The sequence below is a fragment of the Pseudoxanthobacter sp. M-2 genome (genome assembly GCF_046156265.1).
Taxonomy (GTDB): Bacteria; Pseudomonadota; Alphaproteobacteria; order Rhizobiales; family Segnochrobactraceae; genus CAMDHY01.
Genome location: NZ_JAWDIR010000045.1, coordinates 256,939 through 282,375 on the forward strand (window position 1 = coordinate 256,939; position 25,437 = coordinate 282,375).

Here is a 25,437-nt window from a genome sequence, read left to right on the forward strand (position 1 = left end):
CCGCACGGGCGGCCGCGTCGGGGCGTCAGCGGGCGAAGGCGGCGGCATGCGGCACGACCCTGTCGAGGACCTTGGCGGAGGAGAGCACGCCCGGAACACCGGCGCCCGGATGGGTGCCGGCGCCGACGAGATAGAGCCCGTCGATGTCCTCGGACGCGTTGTGGGGACGGAACCAGGCGCTCTGGGTGAGCACCGGCTCGAGCCCGAAGGCGGCGCCCTGCCAGGCGTTCAGGCGGTCGCGGAAGTCGAGCGGCGTCATCAGCCGCGAGGTGACGACGTGGCGCCCGAGGCCGGGCAGCACGGTTTCTTCCAGACGCCGCTGGATCGCCGCCCGGTAGGGCTCCGCCGCCGCGGTCCAGTCGGTCGTGCCGGCGAGGTTCGGCACCGGCGACAGCACGTAGAAGGCCTCGCACCCCGCCGGCGCCAGCGCCGGATCGGTGGCGGTCGGCCGGTGCAGGTAGAGGCTGAAGTCGTCGGCCAGCACCTTGCGGTCGAAGATGTCGGTGAGCAGGCCCTTGTAGCGTGGCCCGAGCAGGATGGTGTGGTGAGGCACGTCCGGGTAGGCCCGATCGGTGCCGAAATACCAGACGAACAGGCTCATCGACTGGCGGGCGCGGGCGAGCTTGGCGTCGCTCCAGCGCTTGCGTGCGGCCGCCGGCAACAGCTTGCCGTAGGTCCAGGCGGCATCGGCATTGGAGACGACGATGTCGGCGGGAATAGTCTCGCCGAATGCGAGCCGGACGCCGGAAGCGCGGCCACCGGCGAGCGTAATCTCGGCCACGTCGGCGTGGCAGGCGAGCCGCCCGCCCTGCCCCTCGATCAGCGAGACGAGCCCGTCGACCAGCCGGCCGGTGCCGCCGATCGGGAAATGCACGCCCCATTTGCGCTCGAGATAGGCGATCAGCGCGTAGATGGCGGTCGCCCGGAACGGGTTGCCGCCGATGAAGAGCGGATGGAACGACAGCGCGATGCGCAGGCGCTCGTCCTTCACGTATTGCGAGACGAGGCCGTGCACGGACCGCCAGGCGGAGTGCCGGATCAGCGCCGGGGCGATGCGCGCCATGTCGGTCCAGGAGCCGAACGGCACGTCGCCGAGTTCCTCGAAGCCGAGCCGGCAGAGCTGTTCGCTCGCCTTCAGGAAGCGCTCGTAGCCGTCGACGTCGCCCGGCGACAGCCGTGCCACCGCCCTCCGCATCGCCTCGGGATTGGCGGAGACGTCGAGATCGGTGCCATCGGCAAAAGACAGCCGGTAGAACGGCGAGATCGAGCGCAGGTCGATATCGTCGGAAAAGCGACGGCCGGCAAGCGCCCACAGCTCCTCGAAGAGCTGCGGGGCGGTGACGATGGTCGGCCCGGCGTCGAAGGTGAAGCCGTCCTGGCGGAACACGCAGGCGCGCCCGCCCGGCTGCTCCAGACGCTCCAGCACCGTGACGCGGTATCCCCGCGCACCGAGACGGACGGCGGCGGCGAGCCCGCCGAAGCCGGCGCCGATGACGACGGCGTGCGGTCGAGTGTCCCCCGCTCGCGGCGCCCACGGCGGGCCGTCGGCGGCGTCTCCCCCGCCCGGCCGATCAGTCTCGACCCTGCGCAACGCCACCGGCACGGTCAGGCGCCTCCTGCCGGCAACAGGCCGGCCGCCCGCTCGATGATCTCGGCGATGAGCTCGGGCTTCTCCTCGTGGGCGAGGTGGCCGAGGCCGCGCAGCATCACGACTTCGGCCGTCGGCAGACGGCGGCGAACGTCGTAGGCGACCTCGGCGCGCACCATGCGGTCTGTGCCGCCGGCAACCAGCACCAGTGGCACGGTGAGCCGCGGCAGGTCGGCCTCGAGGCTCTTCAGGTCCCAGTTCGCCATCATGCCGAGGGCGCCCGCGACATGGCCGCGGGTGCGGGCGAGGCGGGCGTAGATCGCCGCCCCTTCGGCGTCGATGCGCGAGCCGGTCTGGTCGAGCAGGCGCTCGATCACCGCCGGGTTGCTCGCCCGCCAGGCGAACAGCTGCGGCACCACCGGATTGAGCGCCATCAGCTTGGCGATCGGCGAGAACATCTGTCCGGCGAAGCCGCCGAGCGGCAAGAGCGCGCCGGCGAGGCTGACGATCGCCTTCGGCGCGATGCGGCCGTCGAGCGCCATGCGCACCAGCACCGCGGCGCCGGCGGAGTGGCCGACGACGATCTCTGGGTCCAGTTCGAGCGTGCGCAGCAGCGCCGAGACGGCATCCGCCATCGCCGGCAGCGACAGCCGCTCGGGCGCCGGCATCGAGGTGAAGCCGTGGCCGGGGAGATCGGGGGCGATGACGGTGAAGTGCTCGGCGAGGCGGGGCAGCAGCGCCCGCCAGGAATGGGTCGAGGCGCCGGTGCCGTGCAGCAGCAGGAGCGGCGGGCCCTCGCCCGCCACCTGAAAGTGGAAGCGGACGCCGCCGGCACTGATGAAGCGGCTCGCCTCGCGGTTCGGCCAGTCGCGCCCGTCGCGCTCGAAGACGAGGCCGCCCGTCATCTCGCGCCTCCGCGACGCCGCCCCCGGCCGATCCTCGAAGCCCGCGGCGCGGGCCGCCGGCCGATCCTCGGTCCGCTCATCCGCCACGGCCACGGCCGCTCGCGCGCTGCCCGGTGCCATCGTCAGGCCCGCAGCGCTGCGATGCGGCCGTCGGCGCCGAGCGCCGCCTGCACGGTGGCGACAATGCCGCGGGCATCGAGGCCGGCTCGGGCGATCTGCACGGCGGGCGCGTCGTGGTCGAGGAAGTCGTCGGGCATCACCATCGTGCGAACCTTGAGGCCCTTGTCGAGGGCGCCGCGGGTGGCGAGCGTCTGCAGCACGGCGGCGCCAAAGCCGCCGCTCGAGCCTTCCTCGACGGTGACGAGCACCGCGTGCTCGCGGGCGAGCCGCAGCACCAGCGCCTCGTCGAGCGGCTTCAGGAAGCGCGCGTCGGCGACGGTGCAGGAGAGGCCGCGGGCGGCGAGCTCGTCGGCCGCTGCGAGGCAGTCGGCGAGCCGCGTGCCGATGGAGAGCAGCGCCACCGTGGTGCCTTCGCGGACGACCCTGCCGCGGCCGATCGGCAGCGGCACGCCGACCTCGGGCAGGGCGACGCCCACCCCCTCCCCGCGCGGATAGCGGAAGGCGATGGGACCGTCGTCGTGGGCGCTCGCGGTCGCCACCATGTGCACGAGCTCGGCCTCGTCGGCCGGCGCCATGATGGTGAAGCCCGGCAGGCAGCCGAGATAGGCGAGGTCGAAGGCGCCGGCATGCGTCGCGCCGTCAGGCCCGACGAGGCCGCCGCGGTCGAGGGCGAAGCGCACCGGCAGGTGCTGGATCGCGACGTCGTGGACGATCTGGTCGTAGGCGCGCTGCAGGAAGGTCGAGTAGATGGCGACGAAGGGCTTGTAGCCCTCGGTCGCGAGCCCCGCCGCGAAGGTGACGGCGTGCTGCTCGGCGATGCCGACGTCGAAGCAGCGCGTCGGGTGCGCCTTGGCGAAGAGGTCGAGGCCGGTGCCGGTCGGCATCGCCGCCGTCACCGCCACCACCTTGTCGTCGGCGTTCGCAGCCTGGATCAGGCTGTCGGCGAAGACGCGGGTGTAGGCGGGGGCGTTCGGCTTCGACTTCGACTGCGCACCGGTGACGACGTCGAACTTGACGACGCCGTGGTACTTGTCGGCCGAGGCCTCGGCGGGAGCGTAGCCCTTGCCCTTCTTCGTCACGACGTGGACGAGGATCGGGCCGTCGTGAGCGTCGCGGACGTTCTTCAGGACCGGGACGAGCTGGTCGAGGTCGTGGCCGTCGACCGGGCCGACATAGTAGAAGCCGAGCTGCTCGAACAGCGTGCCGCCGGTGAGGAAGGTGCGCGTCTGGGCGATCGCCCGGGTGATGGTGCGGTCGATCGGGCCGGGCAGCCGCGACGTCAGCTGGCGGCCGACGTCGCGCAGCGTCAGGTAGGCGCGGCCGGAGATCAGCTTGGCGAGATAGTGCGACAGCGCGCCGACCGGCGGGGCGATCGACATGTCGTTGTCGTTGAGGACGACGATCAGGCGCGCGCCCATGGCGCCGGCGTTGTTCATCGCCTCGTAGGCCATGCCCGCCGACATCGCGCCGTCGCCGATGACGCTGATGACGTGCCCCTGCCGGCCGTCGAGGTCGCGCGCCACGGCCATGCCGAGGCCGGCGGAGATCGAGGTGGAGGAGTGGCCGGCGCCGAAGGGGTCGTACTCGCTCTCGGAGCGCTTGGTGAAGCCGGAGAGCCCACCGCCCTGGCGCAAAGTGCGGATGCGGTCGCGGCGCCCGGTCAGGATCTTGTGGGGATAGGCCTGGTGACCGACGTCCCAGATCACCTTGTCGGTGGGCGTATCGAAGACGTAGTGGAGCGCCACCGTCAGCTCGACGACGCCGAGGCCGGCGCCGAGGTGGCCGCCGGTGACCGACACCGATTCGATCGTTTCGGCGCGGAGCTCGGCGGCGAGGTCGGCGAGGCGATCCTCGGGAAGCTGGCGCAGGTCGGCAGGGCCGCGGATGCGATCGAGCAGCGGTGTGGCGGACTGAGAGGACACGGACGACCTTCCCCTGCTCGGTTGCGTTCCCTGTGTGATGATAGCTTTACAATAGCTCGTGTAAAGCAAAACTAACACTTCTGGGAAATTGACGGACCTGCTAGCGGCCGGCCGTCGCCGCGCCGCGCACGGCGCGGGCGAGCGTCTCGGGGTGCCCGTTCGGAAGCGGCAGATAGGTCGCCCGCATCGCCTCGGCCAGCGCCCGGGCGCGGGCATCGGGTCGCGGTGCGGTGTCGACCAGCAGCGCTGCCAGCCCGCCGGCGCGCACCGCCCGCGCGCTCGCCTCGGCGTCCTCGCGGGCGCGGGCGCGGCCGGCGGCACCGTCGCGGCCGATGTTGGCGCCGCCGTCGGTGAGGAGAACCAGCACCGCGGTGTCGCCGCGCCAGCGCACCTGGTCGGCGAGCACCACGGCCGCGTCGATGCCGGCGGACAAGGGCGTGCCGCCACCGCCGGGCAGGCCTGCGAGGCTGCGCTTGGCGCGCGTCAGTGAGCCGGTCGGCGGCAGCAGGATTTCCGCCGCGGTTCCGCGGAAGGCGATCAGGGCGACGCGGTCGCGGCGGACGTAGCAGTCGGCGAGCAGCAGTTCCGCCGCCCCCTTCGCCTCGCCGAGCCGGTTGAGCGCCGACGAGCCGGAGGCGTCGACGACGAAGATCGTCGTCGTGCCGGTGCGCTGCTCGTGCCGGACGGCGCGGAAGTCGTCCCGGCGGACGATCAGGCGGGGCGTCGCCGCGGCCGGGGCGGCGGCGGCGATCGCCGCGGCCGCCACCTCGGCCCGCCGCAGCCTTTGCCACGGCGCCGCGGCGCGGATGGTCTCGTAGGCGGAGATGCGGTCGCTGCGCGGATCGGCGCGGCGGACACCGACCGGCCGGCCGCGGCGGCCGCCCTTGGCAGCGGCGCCCGAGCGCCCGTCGGTGCGGCTGCGCCGCGGCGGTCCGGCGGCGAGGGACAGGGCGGCGAGGAGGTCCGGCGGCAGCGCCGCGCGCACGGCGTCGATGACCACGTCGGCGAGCGCCCGGTCGGCAGCGGCCTCGTCGGTGTCGTCCGGCGGCGGCGGAGCGTCGGCATCCATGTCGTCCGTAGCAGGCTCTTCCGGCTGCTCCGGCGGCTCGGCGGGCTCCGCCTGCTGCTCCGGCGGGGCGGGAAACATGAGCGCGCGCGGCACCAGCACCAGGCGGGCGGCGAGCGTCACGTCCTCCTCTTCCACCACGTCGCGGCCGGCGAGCGCGGCGGCGGCCTTGGCCACCGTCAGCGCGTGCAGCGGCGCCCGCAGCGAGGCGATGCCGAAGGCGGCGGCGACGGTGCAAAGCGCCGTCACCGTCTCGTCGCCGGCATACACGGTGGCAAGCCGCGTCCGCGCCACGGCAACGGCGGCGGCGAGACCGGCGGGCGTCACCGCCGCCGTCACGGCGACGGTGGCGAGGTCGACGGTGAGGCCGAGGCGCTCGGCGAGCGCCGTCGGCACCCGCTCGTCCGCCTCGATGCCCTCGTCGAGGGCGACGACACCGAAGCCGGCACGGCGCCCGCTAACCCTCCCGTCGGACCCGTCGGCGTCGCCGTGGAGGCCGGCGCGTCGTTCCCCGGTCCCCTCCCCGTCGAAAGCTGAGGCGATGCGGGCGGCGGCGGCGCCCGACAGGCGCTCGGCCATGGCGAGCACCAGCACGCCGCCGGCGGCGGCTGAAAGCACGCCCTCGGCGGCGACAGGGCGACCCGCGGCGAGCGTCGCGGCGAGGTCGAGGCCACCGTCGAGACGGGCGGCGTCGACGTCGGCCGGCAGGCGGCGGACCGCCGTTCCGGCCGGCAGCAACGCGGTGACGAGGGCGAGAAGGCGGTCGCGCACCGGACCGGCGGCGGCGCGCACGTGCAGGCCGCCCGGGCCGGCACCGGCGGGGTCGAGGGCGAAGAGGGCGGCCGCACGCACGGCGTCGGACCAGACGCACGGCGGCGACGAGGTCGGGGCAGAAGCGCCAGCTGAGAGACCGACATTGGCACCGCCAGCAGCGGCCGTTGCCCTGGCTGCACCGGCGGCCGCGCCGGTCATCCGGCGAGCTCGGCCAGCGCCCGCTCCACCCGCGTCGTCGACCCGACCTCGTCGAGCGGGTTGCGGCGGAGGCGATGGCGCAGCGCCGAGGGGGCCACGGCGGTGAGGTGGGCGATGGCGACGGTGTCGTCGCCCTCCATCGCCGCCAGAGCGCGGGCGGCGCGGACCAAGGTGAGTTCGCCGCGCAGGCCGTCGGTGCCGAGCGAGACGCAGAGCCGCGCCGCCGCCTCCAGCACCGCGTCGGGCACGGTGACCGAGCCCAGCCGCGCACGGGCGGCGACGAGGCGGCGGCGGACGCGGGCGTCCTCCGCCTTCCAGGCGGCGGCGAATCCGGCGCGGTCGCGCTCGTAGGCATCGCGCCGCTTCACCACCTCGACGCGGGTCTGGATGTCGGTCGGCGTCTTCACCTCCACCGACAGGCCGAAGCGATCGAGGAGCTGCGGGCGGAGCTCGCCCTCCTCCGGATTGCCGCTGCCGATCAGCACGAAGCGGGCGGGATGGCGGACGCTGAGGCCCTCGCGCTCGACGACGTTCTCGCCGGAGGCGGCGACGTCGAGCAGCAGGTCGACGAGGTGGTCCTCGAGCAGGTTGACCTCGTCGATATAGAGGAAGCCGCCGTTGGCGCGGGCGAGCAGGCCGGGCTCGAAGGCCTTCTCGCCGCGGGTCAGCGCCCGCTCGAGGTCGAGGGCGCCGACGACGCGGTCCTCGCTCGCCCCGAGCGGCAGGTCGACCACCGGGATCTGCGCCTCGTGGGTGCGCACGCCCGCGCCGCCGACCGCCGCCGCGCAGGCGTCGCAGTGGCGCGCCGAGGGCGAGGGGTCGCAGCCATAGGGACAGCCGGTGACGACGCGTCGCGACGGCAACAGCGCGGCCAACCCGCGCACCGCCGTCGATTTGCCGGTGCCGCGGTCGCCGAAGACGAGCACGCCGCCGAGCGAAGGGTCGATGGCGGCGATCAGGATCGCCCGCTTCATCTCGTCCTGGCCGACGATGGCGGAGAACGGGAACGGCGGCGGTGGCGTGCGCACGGGCGCCGACACGATGGTCTCCTTGCCGGCCGCGCGCTTTTCCGCGGACGCCTTGCGGGCGCGGGGAGACGGACGCGGCGCACCGCCGGCCGGGCCACCGCCGCTGTCCGCATCATCGAGGCGCTTCATGGGGATCTCGCCTCCGTTGGCACTCACGCTCACGCTGTCCACACTCTCGCCGTCGCCTCAGGCCGCCGGCGCATGCGCTTCGACGAGCCGCTCGGGCAGGCGGAAGCGCACCGTCTCCTCGAGGCCGTCGAGCGTCTTCACCACCACCGGCCGCACCGCCGAGAGCGCCCGGATGGTGTCGGTGACGAGCCGCTCCGGCGCGGACGCCCCGGCCGTCAGCCCGACGGATTCGACGCCCGTGAGCCACGCCGGGTCGAAGTGCTCCGGCCCGTCGATCAGCCGCGCCGGCACGCCGGCCTGCTCGGAGATCTCGCGCAGGCGGTTGGAATTGGACGAGTTCGGCGAGCCGACGACCAGCACGAGGTCGACCAGAGCCGCGAGCGCCATGACCGCCTGCTGGCGGTTCTGCGTCGCGTAGCAGATGTCGCGCACGTCGGGCCCGATGATGGCCGGGAAGCGGCCCTTCAGGGCGGCGATGACGTCGCGCGTGTCGGTGACGCTCAGCGTCGTCTGGGTGATGTAGGCGACCTTGTCCGGGTCGCGCACCGACAGGGCTTCCACCTCGGCGGCGGTCCCGACCACCTGCAGGGGGCCGTTCACCTGGCCGCGCGTGCCCGTCACTTCCGGGTGCTCGCGGTGGCCGATGAGGACGACGTCGTAGCCGCGGTCGGCATAGCGCTGGCCCTCGTGGTGGACCTTGCGGACCAGCGGACACGTGGCGTCGATGACGTCGAGGCCGCGCCGCGACGCCTCCCACTCCACCGCCCGCGGCACGCCGTGGGCGCTGAACACGACGATGGCGCCGTCCGGCACCTCGTCGAGCTCGTCGACGAAGATCGCGCCGCGGCCGGCGAGCTCGCTGACGACGTGGGTGTTGTGGACGATTTCGTGGCGCACGTAGACCGGCGGGCCGTAGATCGCCAGCGCCCGCTCGACGATGTCGACGGCGCGCACAACGCCGGCGCAGAAGCCGCGCGGCTTGGCGAGGATCACCCTGAGCGGACCGGCCATCGTGCGTCCTCCGTTCGTCCGTCCGCTCACGCTGCCCGCTTCAGCCCGGCGACCTTCCAGATCGACGAGAGCGCGTCGATCAGGTGGTCGATGTCGGCGTCGGTGTGCAGCGGCGACGGCGTGATGCGCAGGCGCTCGGTGCCGCGCGGAACCGTCGGATAATTGATCGGCTGCACATAGACGCCGTGCCGGTCGAGGAGCTCGTCGCTGATCGCCTTGCACACCACCGGGTCGCCGACGATCACCGGCACGATGTGGCTGGGGTTGGCGAGGTGGGGGATGCCGGCGGCGTCGAGCTGGCGGCGGACCCGGGCGACGCGGTCACGGTGGCGGACGCGCTCGACGGGGCTCGCCTTGAGGTGGCGCAGGCTCGCCAGCGCCCCCGCCGCCACCGCCGGCGGCAGCGACGTGGTGAAGATGAAGCCGGAGGCGAACGAGCGCACGAAGTCGCAGAGCGCGGTGGACGCGGCGATGTAGCCGCCGACGACGCCGTAGGCCTTGGCGAGCGTGCCCTCGATGACGGTGAGGCGGTCGGCGACGCCGTCGCGCTCGGAGATGCCGCCGCCGCGGCCGCCATACATGCCGACGGCGTGCACCTCGTCGAGATAGGTCATGGCGCCGTGGGCGTCGGCGACGTCGCAGATCTCCGCGATCGGCGCGACGTCACCGTCCATCGAATAGACGGACTCGAAGGCCACCAGCTTCGGCGTCTCCCTCGGCAGCTCCGACAGCTGGCGGTCGAGGTCGGACGGGTCGTTGTGGCGGAAGACCCGCTTCTCGGCGCGGCTGTGGCGGATGCCGTCGATCATCGAGGCGTGGTTGCCGGCGTCCGACAGCACGACGCAGCCGGGGATCTTGGTGGCGAGCGTCGCGAGGCTCGCCCAGTTCGAGACGAAGCCGGAGGTGAAGAGCAGCGCCGACTCCTTGCGGTGGAGGTCGGCGAGCTCCTGCTCGAGCAGCACGTGGTAGTGGTTGGTGCCGGAGATGTTGCGGGTACCGCCGGCACCAGCGCCGCAGCGGTCGAGGGCCTCGTGCATGGCGGCGAGCACGGCCGGGTTCTGGCCCATGCCGAGATAGTCGTTCGAGCACCAGACGGTGACTTCGCGCGGACCGTTCGGGGTGTGGTGGATGGCGCGGGGGAACTCCCCGACGCGACGCTCCAGGTCGGCGAAGACGCGGTAGCGCCCCTCGCGATGCAGTCCGGCGAGCTCTCCCTGGAAGAACGCCTCGTAGTCCATCGGCCCCGACCTCCCCTCGGCGCTGGTCTTCACGCCGGCGCTGTCGCCCGCGGCACGGTCGTTGTTCATCTCCGGCATCGGGCAGCCGCCCGCCTGGATGTGCTCGCTCTTCATGTCGCCGGCCTCACCCCGATGCGCGCAGGCGCGCGTTCCACTCCAGGCGCCCGCCGCGTCTCGCCCTCGGGCGGCTCGGCATGGGCGCTTCGCGACTTCAGGCCCCACCGCCACAGCTCCATCGCCGGGATCGGCAGAACCAGGAACCAGTGCTCGAGCAGTGCGAGCCCGGTCAGGGCGGCGAGCAGCGTCGCCGCGGTGGCGGCGAACGGATCGGCCGCCGCCACCGCCTCGGCGATGAGCGCGACGAACAGCACCGTCGTCGCCGTCACCGAGACGGGAAAGAGAAGGTTCATCGGTCGCCGCCGGAAGAAGCTCGCGATGTACTTCAGGTGATCCGGCAGGAACTCCTCCGAGAGGTTCGGCACCCCCAGGAAGACGTTGAGCTTGGTCGACAGCCGCATCACCCAGAGGATCAGGAAGGCCCAGAGGCCAACCCGGTTGTCGCCTCCGGCCGTCACCGCGAAGACGGCGAGCGCCGAGGCGGCGATGGCAAGCTCGTGCCAGAGGATGGAGCCCGTCGCCGCCACGAAGTGCCGCCAGCCGGCGACGCCCGGCGGGCAGGCCCGCCGGTTCGGGCCGGTGATGACGCCGGTGAGGAAAGCGAGCTCGTTCCACCCCCACACGGCGAGTGCGCAGACGAAGGCGATGCCGGCGCCGGCGATCGTCGTCTCGTCGCGGGTCTCGGCGAGGCCCGCGAGGGCGGCGGCACCGAGAACCGTGGCGCCGCCGAGGCTCCAGCGGAAGGTCCGCCGCGGCAGGCCGTCGAGATAGAGGACGAGCCCCGTCGACGCCCACCACAGGACGACGACGAAACCGACCGCTACCGCCGCGACTGCCATCGGCGAAAGTTCCACGGGCCTCGCCTCCTCTCGGTCGTTGCCCTCACCAGGCCGGCGCGAGCCGCACCTTGGCGGGGATGTCGTTCTTGCGGACCGGCAGCATGTAGAGCCGGAGCAGCGTGCCGGCGGCGCTGGCGCCGAGGCCGAACCGCTTCAGCGCCCCGCCGATGCCACCCTGCTTCTTCGCCACCTCGGTCGCCTCGGCGATGCGGAAGAGCTTGTCGAGGCCCGCCCAGAACACCGGGTTGTCGAGATCGAGCGTGATCGGGAAGACCTGCTTGGTGATCTCGGAGGTGAGGCGCAGCACCTTCTGGTCGTAGTCCGTCGGCGAGATGCCGAGGCCCTCGTGGAAGGCGACGCGCATGTGGTCGCGGACGTACATCGTCGCGAACACCGCGAGCAGGAAGAAGCGGATCCACAGCTTGTTCGCGCCCGACAAGAGCTTCGGGTCGGCGCGCATGATCAGCGCGAATGCCTCGCCGTGGCGGAACTCGTCGTTGCACCACTTCTCGAACCACTTGAAGATCGGATGGAACCGCATCTGCGGGTTCCGCTCCAAGTGGCGGAAGATGGTGATGTAGCGGGCGTAGCCGATCTTCTCCGACAGATAGGTCGCGTAGAAGATGAACTTTGGCTTGAAGTAGGTGTACTTCTTCGCCCGGGCGAGGAAGCCGAGGTCGACGCCGATGCCCATCTCCTTCAGGGTCTCGTTGATGAAGCCCGCGTGGCGGGACTCGTCGCGAGCCATGAAGGTGAAGAGCTCGCGGATCTCCGGGCTCTTGATGCGCTTCTTGATCTCCGCATAGAGCACGCAGCCGGAGAACTCGGCGGTGAGCGAGCTCACCAGGAAGTCGACGAACTCGCGGCGCAGTTCCGGCGGCAGGTCGTCGAGGCTGAAGCCGTCGAAGTCCTCGTTGCGGACGAAGTGGCCCTTGTTGTGATCGGCGCGCATCTCGCCCATCACCTCGTCCCACTCGGCGCGGACGGAATCGATCTTGAGCCGGTCCATCGCCTCGAAGTCGGTGGTGTAGAAGCGCGGGCTGAGCAGCGTGTCGGTCTGCGCGTCGCGCGTCGTGGTGTTGGCCTGGGCGCCACCCTCCATCGGGATCATGCTGCGCCCTCCCCCTGGAAGCCGACCTCGTAGAGCTCGGTGAGCTCCTTGTAGCCGGCGACGTGGGTCCAGAATCGCTCGAGCGGGCCGGCACGGACGACGGTGGCGTGGCACTCCCGGACCACGTGCTCACCGAAGCCGACGTCGAGCGGCGGCGCGTGCACCGTCACCTCGTCGCCGGGTCCGACCTCGAAACCATGCAGGTCGACATAGGCGTGTAGACTGTCTGGGGTCTGCTCGACGTCGACGGTGCATGGCACCTCGATCGTCCGCCTCCCGATCATGAAGAGTGCGTTCATCGGCTGGTCGTCTCCCTGTCGAATAGCCGTGCGAAGGCCTGGGTGTTGGTCGGGCCGAACGCGTCGAGCCCGATTTCCCGGCCGGTCTGTGGGTCGATCAGCGTCAGCCGACCGTCCTCACGCTGGGCGAGCCGCACGGGCGGCTCGGATCCGATTCCGAGGGAGCGACGCTCGCGGGCAACGCCGCGCATCACGCCCCGGATGAAGCCGTCGGTGTTCGGTGCGAGCACCGCGACGGTGGTTTTGTCGTCGGCGTCGAGGATGGCGATGCCACCCTCGGGCCGGTCGACGAAGACGAGGTCGCGCGTCTCGACGAGCGCCGCCGGCGGCAGCCGCACGGTGCCGATGTCGCCGACCCGGCCGGCGAGCGCCGCCACCATCGTCGCCGCGATCAGCACCCCGGCGCCGATGAGGGCACCACGCGGAAACGGCCGGTCGGTCATCTCTTCGCTCACGTCGAGGTCCTCCCGTTCAGGATGCGAGCGCGGCGCGCCCGCCGGCATAGCGGCCCGTCGGCGCGGCCTGCGCCGGAGCGGACGGGGTCTGCGTCACGGTCGCACCGGCGGCAACCGGATTGGCGGCAGCATCGGCAGCGAGCGCCGTCGCCACGAGTTCGGCGACGCGGGCGGCATCGGGGATGGCCCGGAGCGCCGGCTCGGGCCGGGCGAGCCGCCACGGACGGCAGTGCGGCCAGAGCAGTGCCCAGGCGATCTTGACGCTCGGGTCGAGCGCGAAGGTGAGGCTGCCGGTGCCGTTCGCCCGCACCACCACGCCGGCGTCCTGGATGAGCCGGAAGGGCACGTTGATCGTCATCGTCAGCGCCATGCCGATGCGCAGCACGAGGCGCTTCGTCGTCAGCGTGTAGACGGTGGTGCGCGCCGAGTACCAGGCGAGCAAGGCGAGGAGCCCGATCGCCGTCAGCGCCATCGGCAGCAGCCAGGCGGCCGAGATCGCGGCACCGAGCACCGGCTCGCCTTCGTAAAGGTAGATCACGAAGCGAACGGCGATCAGCGCGCCGAACCAGATCGCCACCTTGCGGACCTGGAAGGACTCGATCGCCAGCGCCCGCCAGTCGGGTGAGCCCTGCCACAGCACCCGTTCGCCGGCGGGGAGTTCCTCCGGAAGTCCCCGCACCGGCTCCTGATCGAGGTCGCTCACAGCAGCGGCTCCGCGCGCGCCGGCGTGGCGTAGAGATAGCCGCCGCCATAGTAGCCCATGATCTTGTCCTCCTCGAGGAAGGTGACCTGGTCGGGATGCTTCGTCGCCGGCACGGCGGCGAACTGCGAGCCGAGGATGGCGTTGACCTTCACCGTCCGCCTCGCGCCGTCGATGCGGCAGAAGTTGACCGGCACCAGCACGCGGCGGCCGGCGCCGGCGACGTCGACCTCGAAGTAGCGGGCGAGGTATTCGGAGCGGTCGACCCAGACGTCGACGATGGTGCCGCCGACGACGCGGTCGGTGCCGACGACTGACATGCCGCGCGGGTCGGGATCGCGGGCCTCGAGGTAGAAGTCACCGGCGACGCGCAGCGGCACGATCTTCGGGGCGCCCTCGAAGGTGAGGTCGGGGTGGTCGGAGCGCTCGGCCCAGGCGGCCGGGCCGACGCCGTCGACCATCGGGTTGCCGGTCGGCTCGAGCGGGGCGCCGGGCCAGATCGCCACGGGCCGCGCCTTGATCTCGCGGTCGTCGGCCTTGCCGTTCGGCACGGAGACGGTGCCGCCGTGCGGCAGCAGGTAGGTCTTCGGGGCCGGCGGCGCCGGGAAGCCGATGACGCTGACGCGCTCGTTCGTCCGGTCGGAGAGGAGCGGGTAGCCCTCCCGCTTGTTCTCCCGGTGCAGGTAGTAGATCAGCCCTGCGAAGAACGCCCAGAAGACGTAGAGCACGACCTGTGCGAGATCGATGTTGGCGGTGAAGGCGGGTCCCATGGCGACCTCCTCTTCTTTCCTTGTGTACCCGGCTCAGCCGGGAAGCTCGGACAGGCCGAAGCGCGACGATTGCAGGCGGAGCGTGCGCGCGTGGCGCACGAGCGGACCGATCGCCACCAGCGTGGCGAACAGGAGCAGGATCTCGATCTGGTAGACGGCGCCGTAGCCGACGGCCGGTCCGGTCATCGTCGGGCCGAGGTAACCCGCGGCCCCGAGCGCGCCGACGGCGTCGCGGATGATGCCGCCGGCGGCGATGCCGACGCCGGCTGCGGTCGCCTGCACGGCGCCCCAGGCGCCGAGGGCGAGGCCGGTCGCCCGGCCCTCGTCGAGGCCCATCGCCACCGTCAGCGTGCCGACAGCGAACAGGCCGCCGCCGAAGCCGACGAGACCGATGCCGATGCGGAACAGCCCGGCCGACTCGAAGGGTGCCGACAGCGAGACGAGCACGAAGGCCGGCAGCCCGGCGAGCGCACCGTAGGCGGCGACCCGGTAGGGGTCGGCGCCATGCACCAGCATCCGGGCGGCGACGACGAAGCCCGCGAGCGCGCCGCCGGCGAGCAGCGCCGACAGTGCCGAGGTGTCGCCGACGCCGAGGCCGAGGATCTCGCCGCCATAGGGCTCGAGCACCACGTCCTGCATGGTGAAGGCGGCGGTGCCGAGCGCCACGGCGATCAGGAAGCGGGTGGCGCCGGTGCGCTTCAGGAAGGCCCGGAAGGCTTCGCCGAAGGCCGGGCGCGGCGTGTCGGAGCGGGTCGCGGCCGGGTTGCGCGCCTCCTGCTTCCACAGCGCGATGACGTTGAGCACGACGGTGAGCACCGCCGCGCCCTGGATCACCTGGATCAGCCGCTTCGGGCTGTAGTCCTGCAGCAGCGCCGAGAAGAAGAAGGCGCTGGCGACGGTGCCGACGAGCAGCGCCACGTACATCATCGCCACCACGCTCGGGCGGGTGTCCGGCGGGGCGAGGTCGGTGGCGAGCGCGAGGCCGGCGGTCTGCGTCGTCTGCAGGCCGGCGCCGACCATCAGGAAGGCGAGGGCGGCGCCGAACTGGCCCGCCCACACCGGACCGTTGGTGCCGGTGCCGGACAGCACCAGCAGCGCGAACGGCATGATGGCGAAGCCGCCGAACTGCAGCAGCGTTCCGAACCAGATGTAGGGCACCCGCTTCCAGCCGAGTGCCGAGCGGTGGTGGTCGGAGCGGAAGCCGAGCAGCGCCCGGAAGGGGGCGAAGACGAGCGGCAGCGACACCATCACCGCGACGAGCGAGGCCGACACCGACAGCTCGACGATCATTACCCGATTGAGCGTGCCGACGAGCAGCGCCGTCGCCATGCCGACGGAGACCTGGAACAGCGACAGCCGCAGCAGCCGACCGAGCGGCAGCTCGGTCGAGACCGCGTCGGAGAACGGCAGGAAGCGTTGGCCAAGCCGCATCCACACCGCCGCCCACGTCATCGGCGACAGGCCGGCCGACGGGGTGCGGGACGTCACGGCAGGGCTAGCGGAGCGCTTCACGACCGGACGAGCTCCATCGCCTGGGAGATGTAGAAGCCGCTCGACACCCGGGCGGTGGCGGCGGGGCGCCAGCCGGCGAGGCCGGCGGTCGAGGCGATGCCGCGGCGGAGCGCCCGCTCGGCCACCGGCTCGATCGACGGCGCCCGGTCGCTGCGCGGGAACAGGCCGCCGACGGCGTGCATGGTGGCGAGCAGCGGCGTCCGCGGCGCGAACGTGAACAGCACCGAGGTCTCGGTGCGCTCGGCGAGCGCCGCCAGCGCGTCGAGAGTGTCCGACAGGCGGTAGTGGATCAGGCAGTCCATCGTCACCGCGTGGTCGAAGCGGCCGAAGGCCGGGTCGAGCATGTCGCCGACGCGGAAGTCGATCGAACCGGCGCCGAGATCGCGCGGCAGCCGCTCGCGGGCGAGCCCGACGAGCGTCGGCGAGACGTCGACGGCCAGAACCTCGGCGCCGCGGCGGGCCGCCTCGACGGCGAGCGAGCCGGTGCCGCAGCCGGCATCGAGCAACCGGCGGCCGGTGAGGTCGGCCGGCAGGCGCGACAGGAGCGTCGCCCGCATGGCGTCGCGGCCGGCGCGCACGGTGGCGCGGATGCGGCCGACGGGGGCGTCGGAGGTGAGCCGCGACCACGCCTCGACCGCGGTGCGGTCGAAGTAGGTCTCGACGCGGCTGAGGCGCTCCCGGTAGGTGGCGGAGGTCATCACGGGCGCCTCTCTCAATCGAAGCCGAGGAGATCGAAGATGTCGCGGTCCTTCATCGGCGCGCAGGTGTAGGCCGTGCCGCCGGCCCACAGGTTCGCCGCCAGCCGCAGGTATTCCTGCTGCACCGCCTCCACCTCGGGGCCGCCCTCCATCTCGAACAGCGTCGCCTTCTTCAGGCGCGAGCGGCGGATGACGTCGAGGTCGGGGAAGCAGGCGACGGTCTCGAGCCCGACCGCCCTGTTGAACTTGTCGATCTGGTCGGTGGCGGCGGAGCGGTTGGCGATGACGCCGCCGAGCCGGACCGGATAGTTCTTTGCCTTCGCCTGGATGGCCGCGACGATGCGGTTCATCGCGAAGATCGAGTCGAAGTCGTTGGCGGCGACGATCAGCGCCCGGTCGGCGTGCTGCAGCGGCGAGGCGAAGCCGCCGCAGACGACGTCGCCGAGCACGTCGAAGATGACGACGTCGGTGTCGTCGAGCAGGTGGTGCTCCTTCAGGAGCTTCACCGTCTGGCCGACGACATAGCCGCCGCAGCCGGTGCCGGCCGGCGGGCCGCCCGCCTCGACGCACATCACGCCGGCATAGCCCTCGAAGACGAAGTCCTCGGTGCGCAGCTCCTCGGCGTGGAAGTCGACGCCCTGCAGCACGTCGATGACGGTCGGGATCAGGCTCTTCGTCAGGGTGAAGGTCGAGTCGTGCTTCGGATCGCAGCCGATCTGCAGCACCCGCTTGCCGAGCTTGGCGAAGGCGACCGAGAGGTTCGAGGAGGTCGTCGACTTGCCGATGCCGCCCTTGCCGTAGACGGAGAAGACGCGCGCCGTGCCGATCGCCAGCGCCGGGTCGGCGAGCGGGTCCATGTGGACCTGCACGCTGCCGTCGCCGTCGAGGCCGCGGGCTGGGCGGATATTGGGGAGGGCGATGTTCACGGGGCTTCTCTCCTCGTCCGCAATCAGGCCGCGACGCCGACGGACACGCCTTCGAGGCGGTCCTCGAGGTCGTCGCCCGCCTCGCGCAGGGCCGACAGCATGGCGTCGTCGGGTGTCCAGTAGTTGCGCTCGTGCGCCTCGATCAGCCGGCCGGCGAGCTTCGCCGCCGCCGTCGGATTGAGGGCGGCGAGGCGGTCGCGCATTTCCGGGTCGAGCACGAAGGTCTCGGTGATGCGCTCGTAGACCCACGGCTCGACGTGGCCGGTCGTCGCTGACCAGCCCATCGTGTTGGTGACGTGGCACTCGATCTGCCGGACGCCCTCGTAGCCGTGCTTGAGCATGCCCTCGTACCACTTCGGGTTGAGCATGCGCGTGCGGGTCTCGAGGGCGACCTGCTCCGACAGCGTCCGCACCGATCCCTCGCCGCGGGTCTGGTCGCCGATGTAGACGGGCACCGACTTGCCGGTCGCCCGCTTCACGGCGCGGCTGATGCCGCCGAGCGTGTCGAAGTACTGGTCGAGGGTGGTGACGCCGAGCTCGACCGATTCGAGGTTCTGGTAGGAGAGGTCGACGTCCTTCAGCACGCTCTCGAGCAGCGCCGTCTGCTGGGCCGGGCGGCCCTTGCGATCGTAGGCGAACGACTTCCGGCGCGTGTAGGTCTCGGCGATCTCGTTCTCGTCGTCCCAGAGCCCGCTCTCGACGAGGTTGTTGACGTTGGCGCCGTAGGTGCCGTCGGCATTCGAGAAGACCCGCAGCGCCGCCGTCTCGAGGTCGCCGCCATGCTCGGCCACATGCTGGCGGGCGTGCTTGCGGACGAAGTTCTGGTCGTCCGGCTCGTCGGCGCTGGCGGCGAGGTAGGACGCCTCGGCGAGGATCTGCATCTGCAGCGGCATCAGATCGCGGAAGATGCCGGACACCGTCATCACTACGTCGATGCGCGGGCGGCCGAGGTCGGCGAGCGGCACCAGCACGGCGCCGCAGAGCCGGCCGTAGCTGTCGAAGCGGGGACCGGCGCCCATCAGCGACAGCGCCTGGGCGAGCGGCCCGCCCTCGCTCTTCAGGTTGTCGGAGCCCCACAGCACGAGCGCGATCGTCTCGGGGAAGCGGTGGCCCTCCGACAGGTGCCGCTCGATCAGGCGCGTCGCCTGGCGGGCACCGTCACGCATGGCGAAGGCGCTCGGGATGCGGAAGGGGTCGAAGCCGTGCAGGTTGCGCCCCGTCGGCAGGATCGCCGGGGTGCGCAGCAGGTCGCCGCCCGGCGCCGGGCGGATGAAGCGGCCGTCGAGGGCCCTCAGCAGCGCCGGGATCTCGGTGTCGACCTGCAGCAGCCGGTCGGTCCTGGCGAGTTCGACGAACATCGCGACGCCGGCGGGATCGGTGACCCCTGCGGCCGCGGCGACGGTCTCGGCCGGCTCGCCGGCGACGAGGCGCGCGATCACGGTGCGGTCGAGGCGGGCGCCGTGCGAGGCGTCGGCGAGCGAGAGCAGCAGGTCGACGCGCTCCTCCGCCGAGGCGGGCGTGCCGACGACGTGCAGGCCGTGCGGGATCAGTGTGTACTCGAGTTCGAGCACCGCACCGGCGAGCGCGGCGACGGCCGCTTCGGCCTCGTCGACCGGCCAGGCCGGCTCGGCCGGCGCGAGGTCGAGGCTGGCAGCGAGCGCCTGGATGACGCCGGCGAGGTCGCGGCGGTCGGCACTGTCCGGCGCCGGCAGCAGCCGCCAGCGCTCGATCGCATCCTTCAGGTCGAGCAGGCCGCGATAGAGCCCGGCGTGGGCCACCGGCGGCGTCAGGTAGCTGATCAGCGTGGCGGCCGAGCGCCGCTTGGCGATCGTGCCCTCGGAGGGGTTGTTGGAGGCGTAGAGGTAGATGTTCGGCAGGTCGCCGATCAGCCGGTCGGGCCAGTCGCGGGCGCCGAGGCCGACCTGCTTGCCGGGCATGAACTCGAGCGCGCCGTGGGTGCCGAAGTGCAGCACCGCATGGGCGCCGAAGTCCTCGCGCAGCCAGCGATAGCAGGCCGAGAAGGCGTGCGTCGGGGTGAAGCCCTTCTCGAACAGGAGCCGCATGGGGTCGCCCTCGTAGCCGAAGGCGGGCTGCACGCCGACGAAGACGTTGCCGAAGCGGGCGCCGAGCACGAACAGCGAGGCGCCGTCCGACTGCTGCCGGCCGGGCGCCGGGCCCCACTGCGCCTCGATCTCCTTGAGGTGCGGCTCGCGGCGGACGTGGTCGTCGGCGGAGATGCGGGTGTGGACGTTGGCGATGGCGCCGAAGCGGGCGGCGTTGCCCTCGATGATCGCGGCGCGCAGGGCGTCGACGGTCGGCGGCACATCAACCGCATAGCCGTCGGCGGCGAGCGCCGTCAGCGTGTTGTGCACCGACTGGAATACCGAGAGGTAGGCGGCCGTGCCGGTATTGCCGGCGTTCGGTGGGAAGTTGAAGAGCATGATCGCGAGCTTGCGCTCGGCCCGGGCGGTCTTGCGCAGCGTCACCAGGCGGTCGATGCGGGCGGCGAGCACCTCGGCGCGCTCGCGGCAGACCTGCATGTCGCGCGAGGTCTCGACGGTGGTCGCCGTGCACGACCGGTCGCAGCCCGTGCAGGCGACGCCGATGGCGCCGAAGCGGCCGCCGAAGATCATCGGGCCGCTGGCGCCGTCGAGCTCGGGGATCGCCACCATGATGGTCGATTCGACCGGCAGCAGGCCGCGATCGGAAGCGCCCCACTCGCCGAGCGTCTGGAACTCCGACGGATGGGCCGCGACATAGGGAACGTCGAGCTTGGCGAGCACTTCCTCTGCCGAGCGCGCGTCGTTGTAGGCGGGTCCGCCGACCAGCGAGAAGCCGGTGAGCGACACCAGTGCGTCGATCGCCGGCCGGCCGTTCTTCATGAAGAAGCGGTCGATCGCCGGGCGGGCGTCGAGGCCGTTGGCAAAGGCGGGCACGACGTCGAGGCCGCGCTTCTCGAGCGCCGCGATGACGCCGTCATAGTGGCCGGCGTTGCCGGCGATCAGGTAGGACCGCATGACCAGGAGGCCGATGCGGCCCCGCGCCGGCCCAGCGGAGGCCGGCAGCTTCTCGACGTGCTCGCCGAGCCGGCCCGCCATCGCTGGGTGGTAGACGCCGACGTCCGGATAGTCGATCGGCGGCCGCACCTTCAGGGCCCCGCGCAGGCCGCGGCGCGGCCCGTCGGCATAGCGGTCGACCAGCATGCGGACCATGTTGGCGACGTTCTCGTCGGAGCCCGCCAGCCAGTACTGCAGCGACAGAAAGTAGGCCCTGAGGTCCTGCGCCGTTCCCGGCATGAACTTCAGGATCTGCGGCAGCCGGCGCAGCATCTTCATCTGCCGGGCGCCGGCGCTGGCCGAGTGATCGCCGGGCTTGCCGCGCAGCTTCTTCAGGAACGACAGGGCGCCGCCCTGCGAGCCCCCCATCTTGAACTTGCCCATCCGCGTCAGCTTGGTGATCTGGCCTTCGCACATGCAGCAGATCATCGCGTCGCAGGCGTCGCGGCGGGCCTCCAAAGCGGGCCGGATGGCGCGGATCTGCTCGTCGAGGAAGATCATCGTGACGATGACGATGTCGGCCTTGCCGATGTCGGCGCGGCAGCGGTTCACCGCGGCGTCGTCATCGCCCCAGTTGGCGGCGGCGTGCATCGACAGCGTCAGGCCCGGAAGCTCGCGGGTCAGCGTCGTGCGGGCGCGATCGACCACGCCGCTCAGGTGGTTGTCGAGCGTAACGATCACGACGCGCAACGGCGTCGGATCAGCGTCCGAAATGCGCCCGAGCATCGTACAGCGTCTCCAGGGTGACGACAGCGACGCCCGTCTCACGGGCGAAGAGTTCGGTGTTGCGGCGTGCTTTCCCGCGCACGAAGAACGGGATCTTCTTGAGCTCCTGCTCGGCCTCGCTGGCCCAGGAGAGGGTGGATGAGACGGTCGAGGACGACGCGGTGGTCGTCGCCGCGGTCGCCGGCGCCGGAGCAACCTCTGTGACGGACGACTGCACCGCAGCCTCCGGCTCGGCGGCCGGCATCGGCGTGGCGAGGTGGGAACCGAGGTGCGAGGGCGCCGCGCCGTCGGCGAACTCGAAGTCATCGCGGAACATCGCGAGCAGGTGTTCCTCGAGGCCCATCATCAGCGGGTGGACGAAGGTGTCGAACAGGACGTTCGCGCCCTCGAAGCCCATCTGCGGCGACGAGCGCGCCGGGAAGTCCTGGACGTGCACCGGCGCCGAGATCACCGCGCACGGGATGCCGAGGCGCTTGGCGATGTGGCGCTCCATCTGCGTGCCGAGCACCAACTCGGGGTGCAGTTCGGCGACCTTCGCCTCGACCTCGAGATAGTCGTCGGTGATCAGCGCCTCGACGCCGTATTCCTTCGCCGCCTCGCGGACCTCGCGGGCGAACTCGCGGGCGTAGGTGCCGATGCCGACGACCTGGAAGCCGAGCTCCTTGGCCGCGACCCGCGCCGCCGCCACCGCGTGGGTGGCGTCGCCGAAGACGAAGACGCGCTTGCCGGTGAGGTAGGTCGAGTCGACCGAGCGCGAGTACCAGGGAAGCCGCGAGCCCTCGGCGGCGAGGACCGCGGAGACGTCGACGTCGGCGACGCGGCCGACCTCGGCGATGAAGTCGCGGGTGGCGCCGACGCCGATCGGCACTGTCGTCACCATCGGCTGGCCGAAGGTGCGCTTCAGCCAGGTGGCGGCGGTGAGCCCCGTCTCCGGATAGAGCACGACGTTGAAGTCGGCCTCGCCGAGGCGGGCGATGTCGGCCGGCGTCGCGCCGAGCGGCGCGCACACGGAGACGTCGACGCCGAGGGAGGCGAGCAGCGCGGTGACTTCCTTGACGTCGTCGCGGTGGCGGAAGCCGAGAGCGGTCGGTCCGAGCAGGTTGCAGCGCGGCCGGGCGCCGGCGGCGCGCGGCGCGCGCTCCGTGCCGGGGGCCGGCGCGGACGGGCCGGCGAGGGCGCGGACGATCCGGTAGAAGGTCTCCGCCGCTCCCCAGTTTTCCTTCTTCTGGTAGGACGGCAGCTCGAGCGGGATCACCGGGATCGGCAGGTCGAGGGCGCGCGCGAGGCCGCCCGGATCGTCCTGGATGAGCTCGGCCGTGCAGGAGGCGCCGACGATCATCGCCTGCGGGGCGTGGCGCTGGTAGGCGTCGCGCATCGCCACCTTGAAGAGCTCGGCGGTGTCGCCGCCGAGATCGCGCGCCTGGAAGGTCGTGTAGGTGACCGGCGGACGCTCGGAGCGCCGCTCGATCATCGTGAATAAGAGGTCCGCATAGGTGTCGCCCTGCGGCGCGTGCAGCACGTAGTGCAGGCCGCGCATGGCGGTGGCGACGCGCATCGCACCGACGTGCGGGGGGCCCTCGTAGGTCCAGACCGTGAGCTGCATCGGTCAGACCTCCAGCCGGTCGCGGCGGCCGAGGGGCCGGGCGAAGAGTTCGGCGAGGTCGCCGGCCTGCTCGTAGCCGTGCACCGGCGAGAACACGAGCTCGATCGACCACTTGGTGGTGAGGCCTTCGGCCTCGAGCGGATTGGCGAGGCCGAGGCCGCAGACGACGAGGTCCGGACGGGCGGCGCGGCAGCGGTCGAGCTGGCGGTCGACGTCCTGGCCTTCCGAGAGCTGCACGCCGGCCGGCAAGAGCGCGAGCTCGGCGGCGAGATGCTTGCGATGCAAGGTCGGCGTGCCGACCTCGATCGGCCGCATGTCGAGCTCGCGGGCGAGGAAGCGGGCGAGCGGCACCTCGAGCTGCGAATCGGGGAAGAAGAACACTGTCTTGCCGGCAAGCGCCTCGCGGTGGCGGGCGACGGCGCGCACCGCGCGCTCGCGGGCGGAGCGAGTCACCTGCTCGAAGCGGTCGGCCTCGACGCCAAAGGCGGTCGCCGCCGCCTGCAGCCAGGCCGTCGTGCCCTCGGCGCCGAACGGGAACGGCGCCGGCAGGCGCTCGGCGCCGCGCTCGACGAGCAGGCGGCCGGTCTCGGCGAGGAAGGGCTGCGCCAAAAGCAGGCGCGTGTTCGGACCGATCGCCGGCTGCTCGGTGGAGCGGCGCGGCGGGAAGAAGGCGACGGGCACGCCCATCTCGGCGAACAGCCGGCGGAACTGGTCCTCGACGACGTCGGGCAGCGTGCCGGCCACCAGCAGCGAGGCCGGGGCGTCGGCGCCGGCGGCCGGCAGTTCCGGCACCAGCGACGCGAGGCAGGCGTCCTCGCCTTCGGTGAAAGTGGTCTCGATGCCGCTGCCGGAATAGGCGAGCACCCGCACCGCCGGGGCAAAGCCCTTCGACAGCCGGTGGGCGGCGCGCGTCAGGTCGAGCTTGATCACCTCGGACGGGCACGAGCCGACGAGGAACAGCACGCGGATGTCAGGGCGGCGCTCGAGCAGGCGGCCGACGACGCGGTCGAGCTCGTCGTCGAGGTCGGCGAGGCCGGCGAGATCGCGCTCGTCGATGATCGCGGTGGCGAAGCGCGGCTCGGCGAAGATCATCACGCCGGCGGCCGACTGGATGAGGTGGGCGCAGGTGCGCGAGCCGACGACCAGGAAGAAGGCGTCCTGGATCTTGCGGTGCAGCCAGACGATGCCGGTCAGCCCGCAGAACACCTCGCGCTGGCCGCGCTGGCGCAGCACCGGGCGCTCGGCGCCGGCCTCGGGGTCCGCGCAGCCGAGAGCGGCCGGGGCGATGGCGACGCGCTCGTTCACGACGCCGCCTCCGCGTGCAGCACCGGACCCGCCTGCCGGTCCGCCCGCGCCATGTCGAGGCGGGCGGCCCTGAGCTTCAGGAGGAACTGGCCGGCGTTGATGACGTAGGTGGCGTAGGCGGCGAGCGCGAGCAGCATCAGCTGCGTGGCATCCAGCGCACCGGTATAGAGGGCGGCGAGGTAGGCCGTGTGCAGCGCCAGCACCAGCATGCTGAACACGTCCTCCCAGAAGAAGGCGGGCACGAACAGCCACTTGCCGAAGACGACCTTCTCCCAGATCGAGCCGGTGACCATGATCAGGTAGAGGACCAAGGTCTTCACTACGATCGAGATGGTGGCGATTTCCAGCCCCTCGCCGGTCAGGAACCAGCGGATGACGAGGGCAAGGCTGACGAGGAAGACCAGGAACTGCACCGGCGCGAGCACGCCCTGCACCAGCGTCCAGCGGGTGGAGTCGCGGCGAACCCGCTCGGCGGCCGTATAGAGGGCCGGTCGTCCGTTCGATGTCGCGCCGCTGTCCCGCATCTTCAAGGCCGACCCTCCCGTGTCGTTGGATCAAAAGCTAGAACCGCTCCACGGGGTGTGTCAATCAAATTGGACGTAAATTTCGATTTACAGCGCTCTCGCGCGCTGCTCTATTCTCGGTCGGCGTCTGCGGGCGCCGGCGGGGCTCGGGCCCCCGGAGGTACAGACAGGCAGCGGGAACACCCGTTGCCTGCTCTCGTGCTTTTTGCGCTGCAGCGATAGTTGTTGCGGCGCAATGTATTGCTGTCTTTTTTGGAATACTGACAATTTTGATTGACACTGCCCGAAGAGGCGTGTGTTCTTCACACATGGGGAGCGACCAACGGTCGCATAAGACGAAAGGTGACCCCCATGCCGCACATGGACAAAGTCACCAAGCTTGGCTTCACTCTAGAGGCCACCGGCGAGTGCAGCGACGAACAGCAAAGCAGTTCGCTACCGCACCCCGGCGTTATCTTCTCCAACAACGGCAGTCATCATGGTGGGATCGCCGACACGATCTACACCATCGAAGCCGAAGTGATTCCCCGCCTGCTGATCTCGACGCGCGCATCCGCCCCGCGGACGCGGTCGAGCGTGCCGATCCCACAGTTGAAGGTGGCGCCGCGGCTCGAAACCGAGGTGCAGATCCTGACGCAGATCGTGCTGCTCGACGAGGCTCACGCCGCCTATAGCTTCGTGTCCTCGATGCGGGCACGCGGCGTTGGCCTCGAGTCGATCTTCCTCGACCTTCTGGCTCCGACCGCCCGCAATCTCGGCGAGATGTGGACGGCGGATCGCTGCTCCTTCTCCGAGGTCACCCTCGGTCTCTGCCGTC

The 25,437-nt window shown here is 71.7% G+C and carries 19 protein-coding genes and 1 pseudogene; all 20 read right to left on the reverse strand.

Annotated elements, in window-relative coordinates; translation table 11 throughout:
* Positions 1 to 25: 25 nt before the first annotated feature.
* On the reverse strand, positions 26 to 1,492 hold the full coding sequence (locus RUR49_RS22560) for a phytoene desaturase (protein WP_409148761.1): 1,467 nt from the start codon (positions 1,490 to 1,492) through the stop codon (positions 26 to 28).
* 113 nt (positions 1,493 to 1,605) lie between these two features.
* Positions 1,606 to 2,493, reverse strand: a complete 888-nt coding sequence (bchO, locus tag RUR49_RS22565) for an alpha/beta fold hydrolase BchO (protein WP_409148690.1) — start codon at positions 2,491 to 2,493, stop codon at positions 1,606 to 1,608.
* Between the two features lie 122 nt (positions 2,494 to 2,615).
* Entirely contained in the window at positions 2,616 to 4,535 is a 1,920-nt protein-coding gene (gene dxs, locus RUR49_RS22570; RefSeq protein ID WP_409148691.1) for a 1-deoxy-D-xylulose-5-phosphate synthase, read from the reverse strand.
* Between the two features lie 100 nt (positions 4,536 to 4,635).
* A pseudogene (locus tag RUR49_RS22575) lies at positions 4,636 to 6,465 on the reverse strand (magnesium chelatase subunit D); the annotation flags it as partial.
* Positions 6,466 to 6,569: 104 nt separating this feature from the next.
* On the reverse strand, positions 6,570 to 7,547 hold the full coding sequence (gene bchI / locus RUR49_RS22580; RefSeq protein ID WP_409148762.1) for a magnesium chelatase ATPase subunit I: 978 nt from the start codon (positions 7,545 to 7,547) through the stop codon (positions 6,570 to 6,572).
* 240 nt (positions 7,548 to 7,787) lie between these two features.
* Positions 7,788 to 8,741 (reverse strand): 4-hydroxy-3-methylbut-2-enyl diphosphate reductase, encoded by a 954-nt coding sequence (gene ispH / locus RUR49_RS22585; RefSeq protein WP_409148692.1) that lies wholly within the window; start codon positions 8,739 to 8,741, stop codon positions 7,788 to 7,790.
* Between the two features lie 26 nt (positions 8,742 to 8,767).
* Entirely contained in the window at positions 8,768 to 9,979 is a 1,212-nt protein-coding gene (gene hemA, locus RUR49_RS22590; RefSeq protein ID WP_409148763.1) for a 5-aminolevulinate synthase, read from the reverse strand.
* A gap of 110 nt (positions 9,980 to 10,089) precedes the next feature.
* Complete coding sequence (gene puhE / locus RUR49_RS22595) at positions 10,090 to 10,950, reverse strand: putative photosynthetic complex assembly protein PuhE (protein ID WP_409148693.1); 861 nt, start codon at positions 10,948 to 10,950, stop codon at positions 10,090 to 10,092.
* 28 nt (positions 10,951 to 10,978) lie between these two features.
* Entirely contained in the window at positions 10,979 to 12,046 is a 1,068-nt protein-coding gene (gene acsF, locus RUR49_RS22600) for a magnesium-protoporphyrin IX monomethyl ester (oxidative) cyclase (RefSeq protein ID WP_409148694.1), read from the reverse strand.
* Positions 12,043 to 12,345, reverse strand: coding sequence for a hypothetical protein (locus RUR49_RS22605; RefSeq protein ID WP_409148695.1), 303 nt, complete (start codon positions 12,343 to 12,345; stop codon positions 12,043 to 12,045). The genes acsF and RUR49_RS22605 overlap by 4 nt, the downstream gene beginning before the upstream one ends.
* Positions 12,342 to 12,800, reverse strand: coding sequence for a photosynthetic complex assembly protein PuhC (gene puhC / locus RUR49_RS22610; RefSeq protein ID WP_409148696.1), 459 nt, complete (start codon positions 12,798 to 12,800; stop codon positions 12,342 to 12,344). The genes RUR49_RS22605 and puhC overlap by 4 nt, the downstream gene beginning before the upstream one ends.
* Before the next feature lie 16 nt (positions 12,801 to 12,816).
* Positions 12,817 to 13,503 carry a photosynthetic complex putative assembly protein PuhB gene (gene puhB, locus RUR49_RS22615; protein ID WP_409148697.1) on the reverse strand — a complete coding sequence of 229 codons (687 nt, stop codon included), beginning with the start codon at positions 13,501 to 13,503 and terminating at the stop codon, positions 12,817 to 12,819.
* Entirely contained in the window at positions 13,500 to 14,270 is a 771-nt protein-coding gene (gene puhA / locus RUR49_RS22620) for a photosynthetic reaction center subunit H (protein ID WP_409148698.1), read from the reverse strand. The genes puhB and puhA overlap by 4 nt, the downstream gene beginning before the upstream one ends.
* A 33-nt stretch (positions 14,271 to 14,303) precedes the next feature.
* Complete coding sequence (locus tag RUR49_RS22625; protein WP_409148764.1) at positions 14,304 to 15,722, reverse strand: MFS transporter; 1,419 nt, start codon at positions 15,720 to 15,722, stop codon at positions 14,304 to 14,306.
* A gap of 56 nt (positions 15,723 to 15,778) precedes the next feature.
* The gene (bchM, locus tag RUR49_RS22630; RefSeq protein ID WP_409148699.1) at positions 15,779 to 16,480 is read right to left on the reverse strand and encodes a magnesium protoporphyrin IX methyltransferase; all 702 of its coding nucleotides are present in this window, start codon (positions 16,478 to 16,480) and stop codon (positions 15,779 to 15,781) included.
* A gap of 14 nt (positions 16,481 to 16,494) precedes the next feature.
* Positions 16,495 to 17,406 (reverse strand): ferredoxin:protochlorophyllide reductase (ATP-dependent) iron-sulfur ATP-binding protein, encoded by a 912-nt coding sequence (bchL, locus tag RUR49_RS22635; protein ID WP_409148700.1) that lies wholly within the window; start codon positions 17,404 to 17,406, stop codon positions 16,495 to 16,497.
* A gap of 23 nt (positions 17,407 to 17,429) precedes the next feature.
* A complete protein-coding gene (locus RUR49_RS22640) occupies positions 17,430 to 21,188 on the reverse strand; it encodes a magnesium chelatase subunit H (RefSeq protein ID WP_409148701.1) in 3,759 nt (1,252 codons plus the stop codon).
* Positions 21,163 to 22,791: a ferredoxin:protochlorophyllide reductase (ATP-dependent) subunit B gene (gene bchB / locus RUR49_RS22645; RefSeq protein WP_409148702.1), complete on the reverse strand. Its 1,629-nt coding sequence runs from the start codon at positions 22,789 to 22,791 to the stop codon at positions 21,163 to 21,165. Before bchB ends, RUR49_RS22640 begins: the two co-directional genes overlap by 26 nt.
* A gap of 3 nt (positions 22,792 to 22,794) precedes the next feature.
* Positions 22,795 to 24,024 carry a ferredoxin:protochlorophyllide reductase (ATP-dependent) subunit N gene (locus RUR49_RS22650; protein ID WP_409148765.1) on the reverse strand — a complete coding sequence of 410 codons (1,230 nt, stop codon included), beginning with the start codon at positions 24,022 to 24,024 and terminating at the stop codon, positions 22,795 to 22,797.
* 68 nt (positions 24,025 to 24,092) lie between these two features.
* A complete protein-coding gene (gene bchF / locus RUR49_RS22655; RefSeq protein WP_409148766.1) occupies positions 24,093 to 24,620 on the reverse strand; it encodes a 2-vinyl bacteriochlorophyllide hydratase in 528 nt (175 codons plus the stop codon).
* Positions 24,621 to 25,437: the final 817 nt, after the last annotated feature.

Excerpts from the sequence above, each read along its gene's own strand:
- RUR49_RS22640 (WP_409148701.1), bottom strand. The coding sequence starts at position 21,188 with ATGCTCGGGCGCATTTCGGACGCTGATCCGACGCCGTTGCGCGTCGTG.
- RUR49_RS22625 (WP_409148764.1), bottom strand. The coding sequence starts at position 15,722 with ATGACGTGGGCGGCGGTGTGGATGCGGCTTGGCCAACGCTTCCTGCCG.
- bchO (WP_409148690.1), bottom strand. The coding sequence starts at position 2,493 with ATGACGGGCGGCCTCGTCTTCGAGCGCGACGGGCGCGACTGGCCGAAC.
- puhA (WP_409148698.1), bottom strand. The coding sequence starts at position 14,270 with ATGGGACCCGCCTTCACCGCCAACATCGATCTCGCACAGGTCGTGCTC.
- bchM (WP_409148699.1), bottom strand. The coding sequence starts at position 16,480 with ATGACCTCCGCCACCTACCGGGAGCGCCTCAGCCGCGTCGAGACCTAC.
- hemA (WP_409148763.1), bottom strand. The coding sequence starts at position 9,979 with ATGGACTACGAGGCGTTCTTCCAGGGAGAGCTCGCCGGACTGCATCGC.
- ispH (WP_409148692.1), bottom strand. The coding sequence starts at position 8,741 with ATGGCCGGTCCGCTCAGGGTGATCCTCGCCAAGCCGCGCGGCTTCTGC.
- RUR49_RS22605 (WP_409148695.1), bottom strand. The coding sequence starts at position 12,345 with ATGAACGCACTCTTCATGATCGGGAGGCGGACGATCGAGGTGCCATGC.
- bchB (WP_409148702.1), bottom strand. The coding sequence starts at position 22,791 with ATGCAGCTCACGGTCTGGACCTACGAGGGCCCCCCGCACGTCGGTGCG.
- acsF (WP_409148694.1), bottom strand. The coding sequence starts at position 12,046 with ATGATCCCGATGGAGGGTGGCGCCCAGGCCAACACCACGACGCGCGAC.
- bchI (WP_409148762.1), bottom strand. The coding sequence starts at position 7,547 with ATGAAGCGGGCGATCCTGATCGCCGCCATCGACCCTTCGCTCGGCGGC.
- bchF (WP_409148766.1), bottom strand. The coding sequence starts at position 24,620 with ATGCGGGACAGCGGCGCGACATCGAACGGACGACCGGCCCTCTATACG.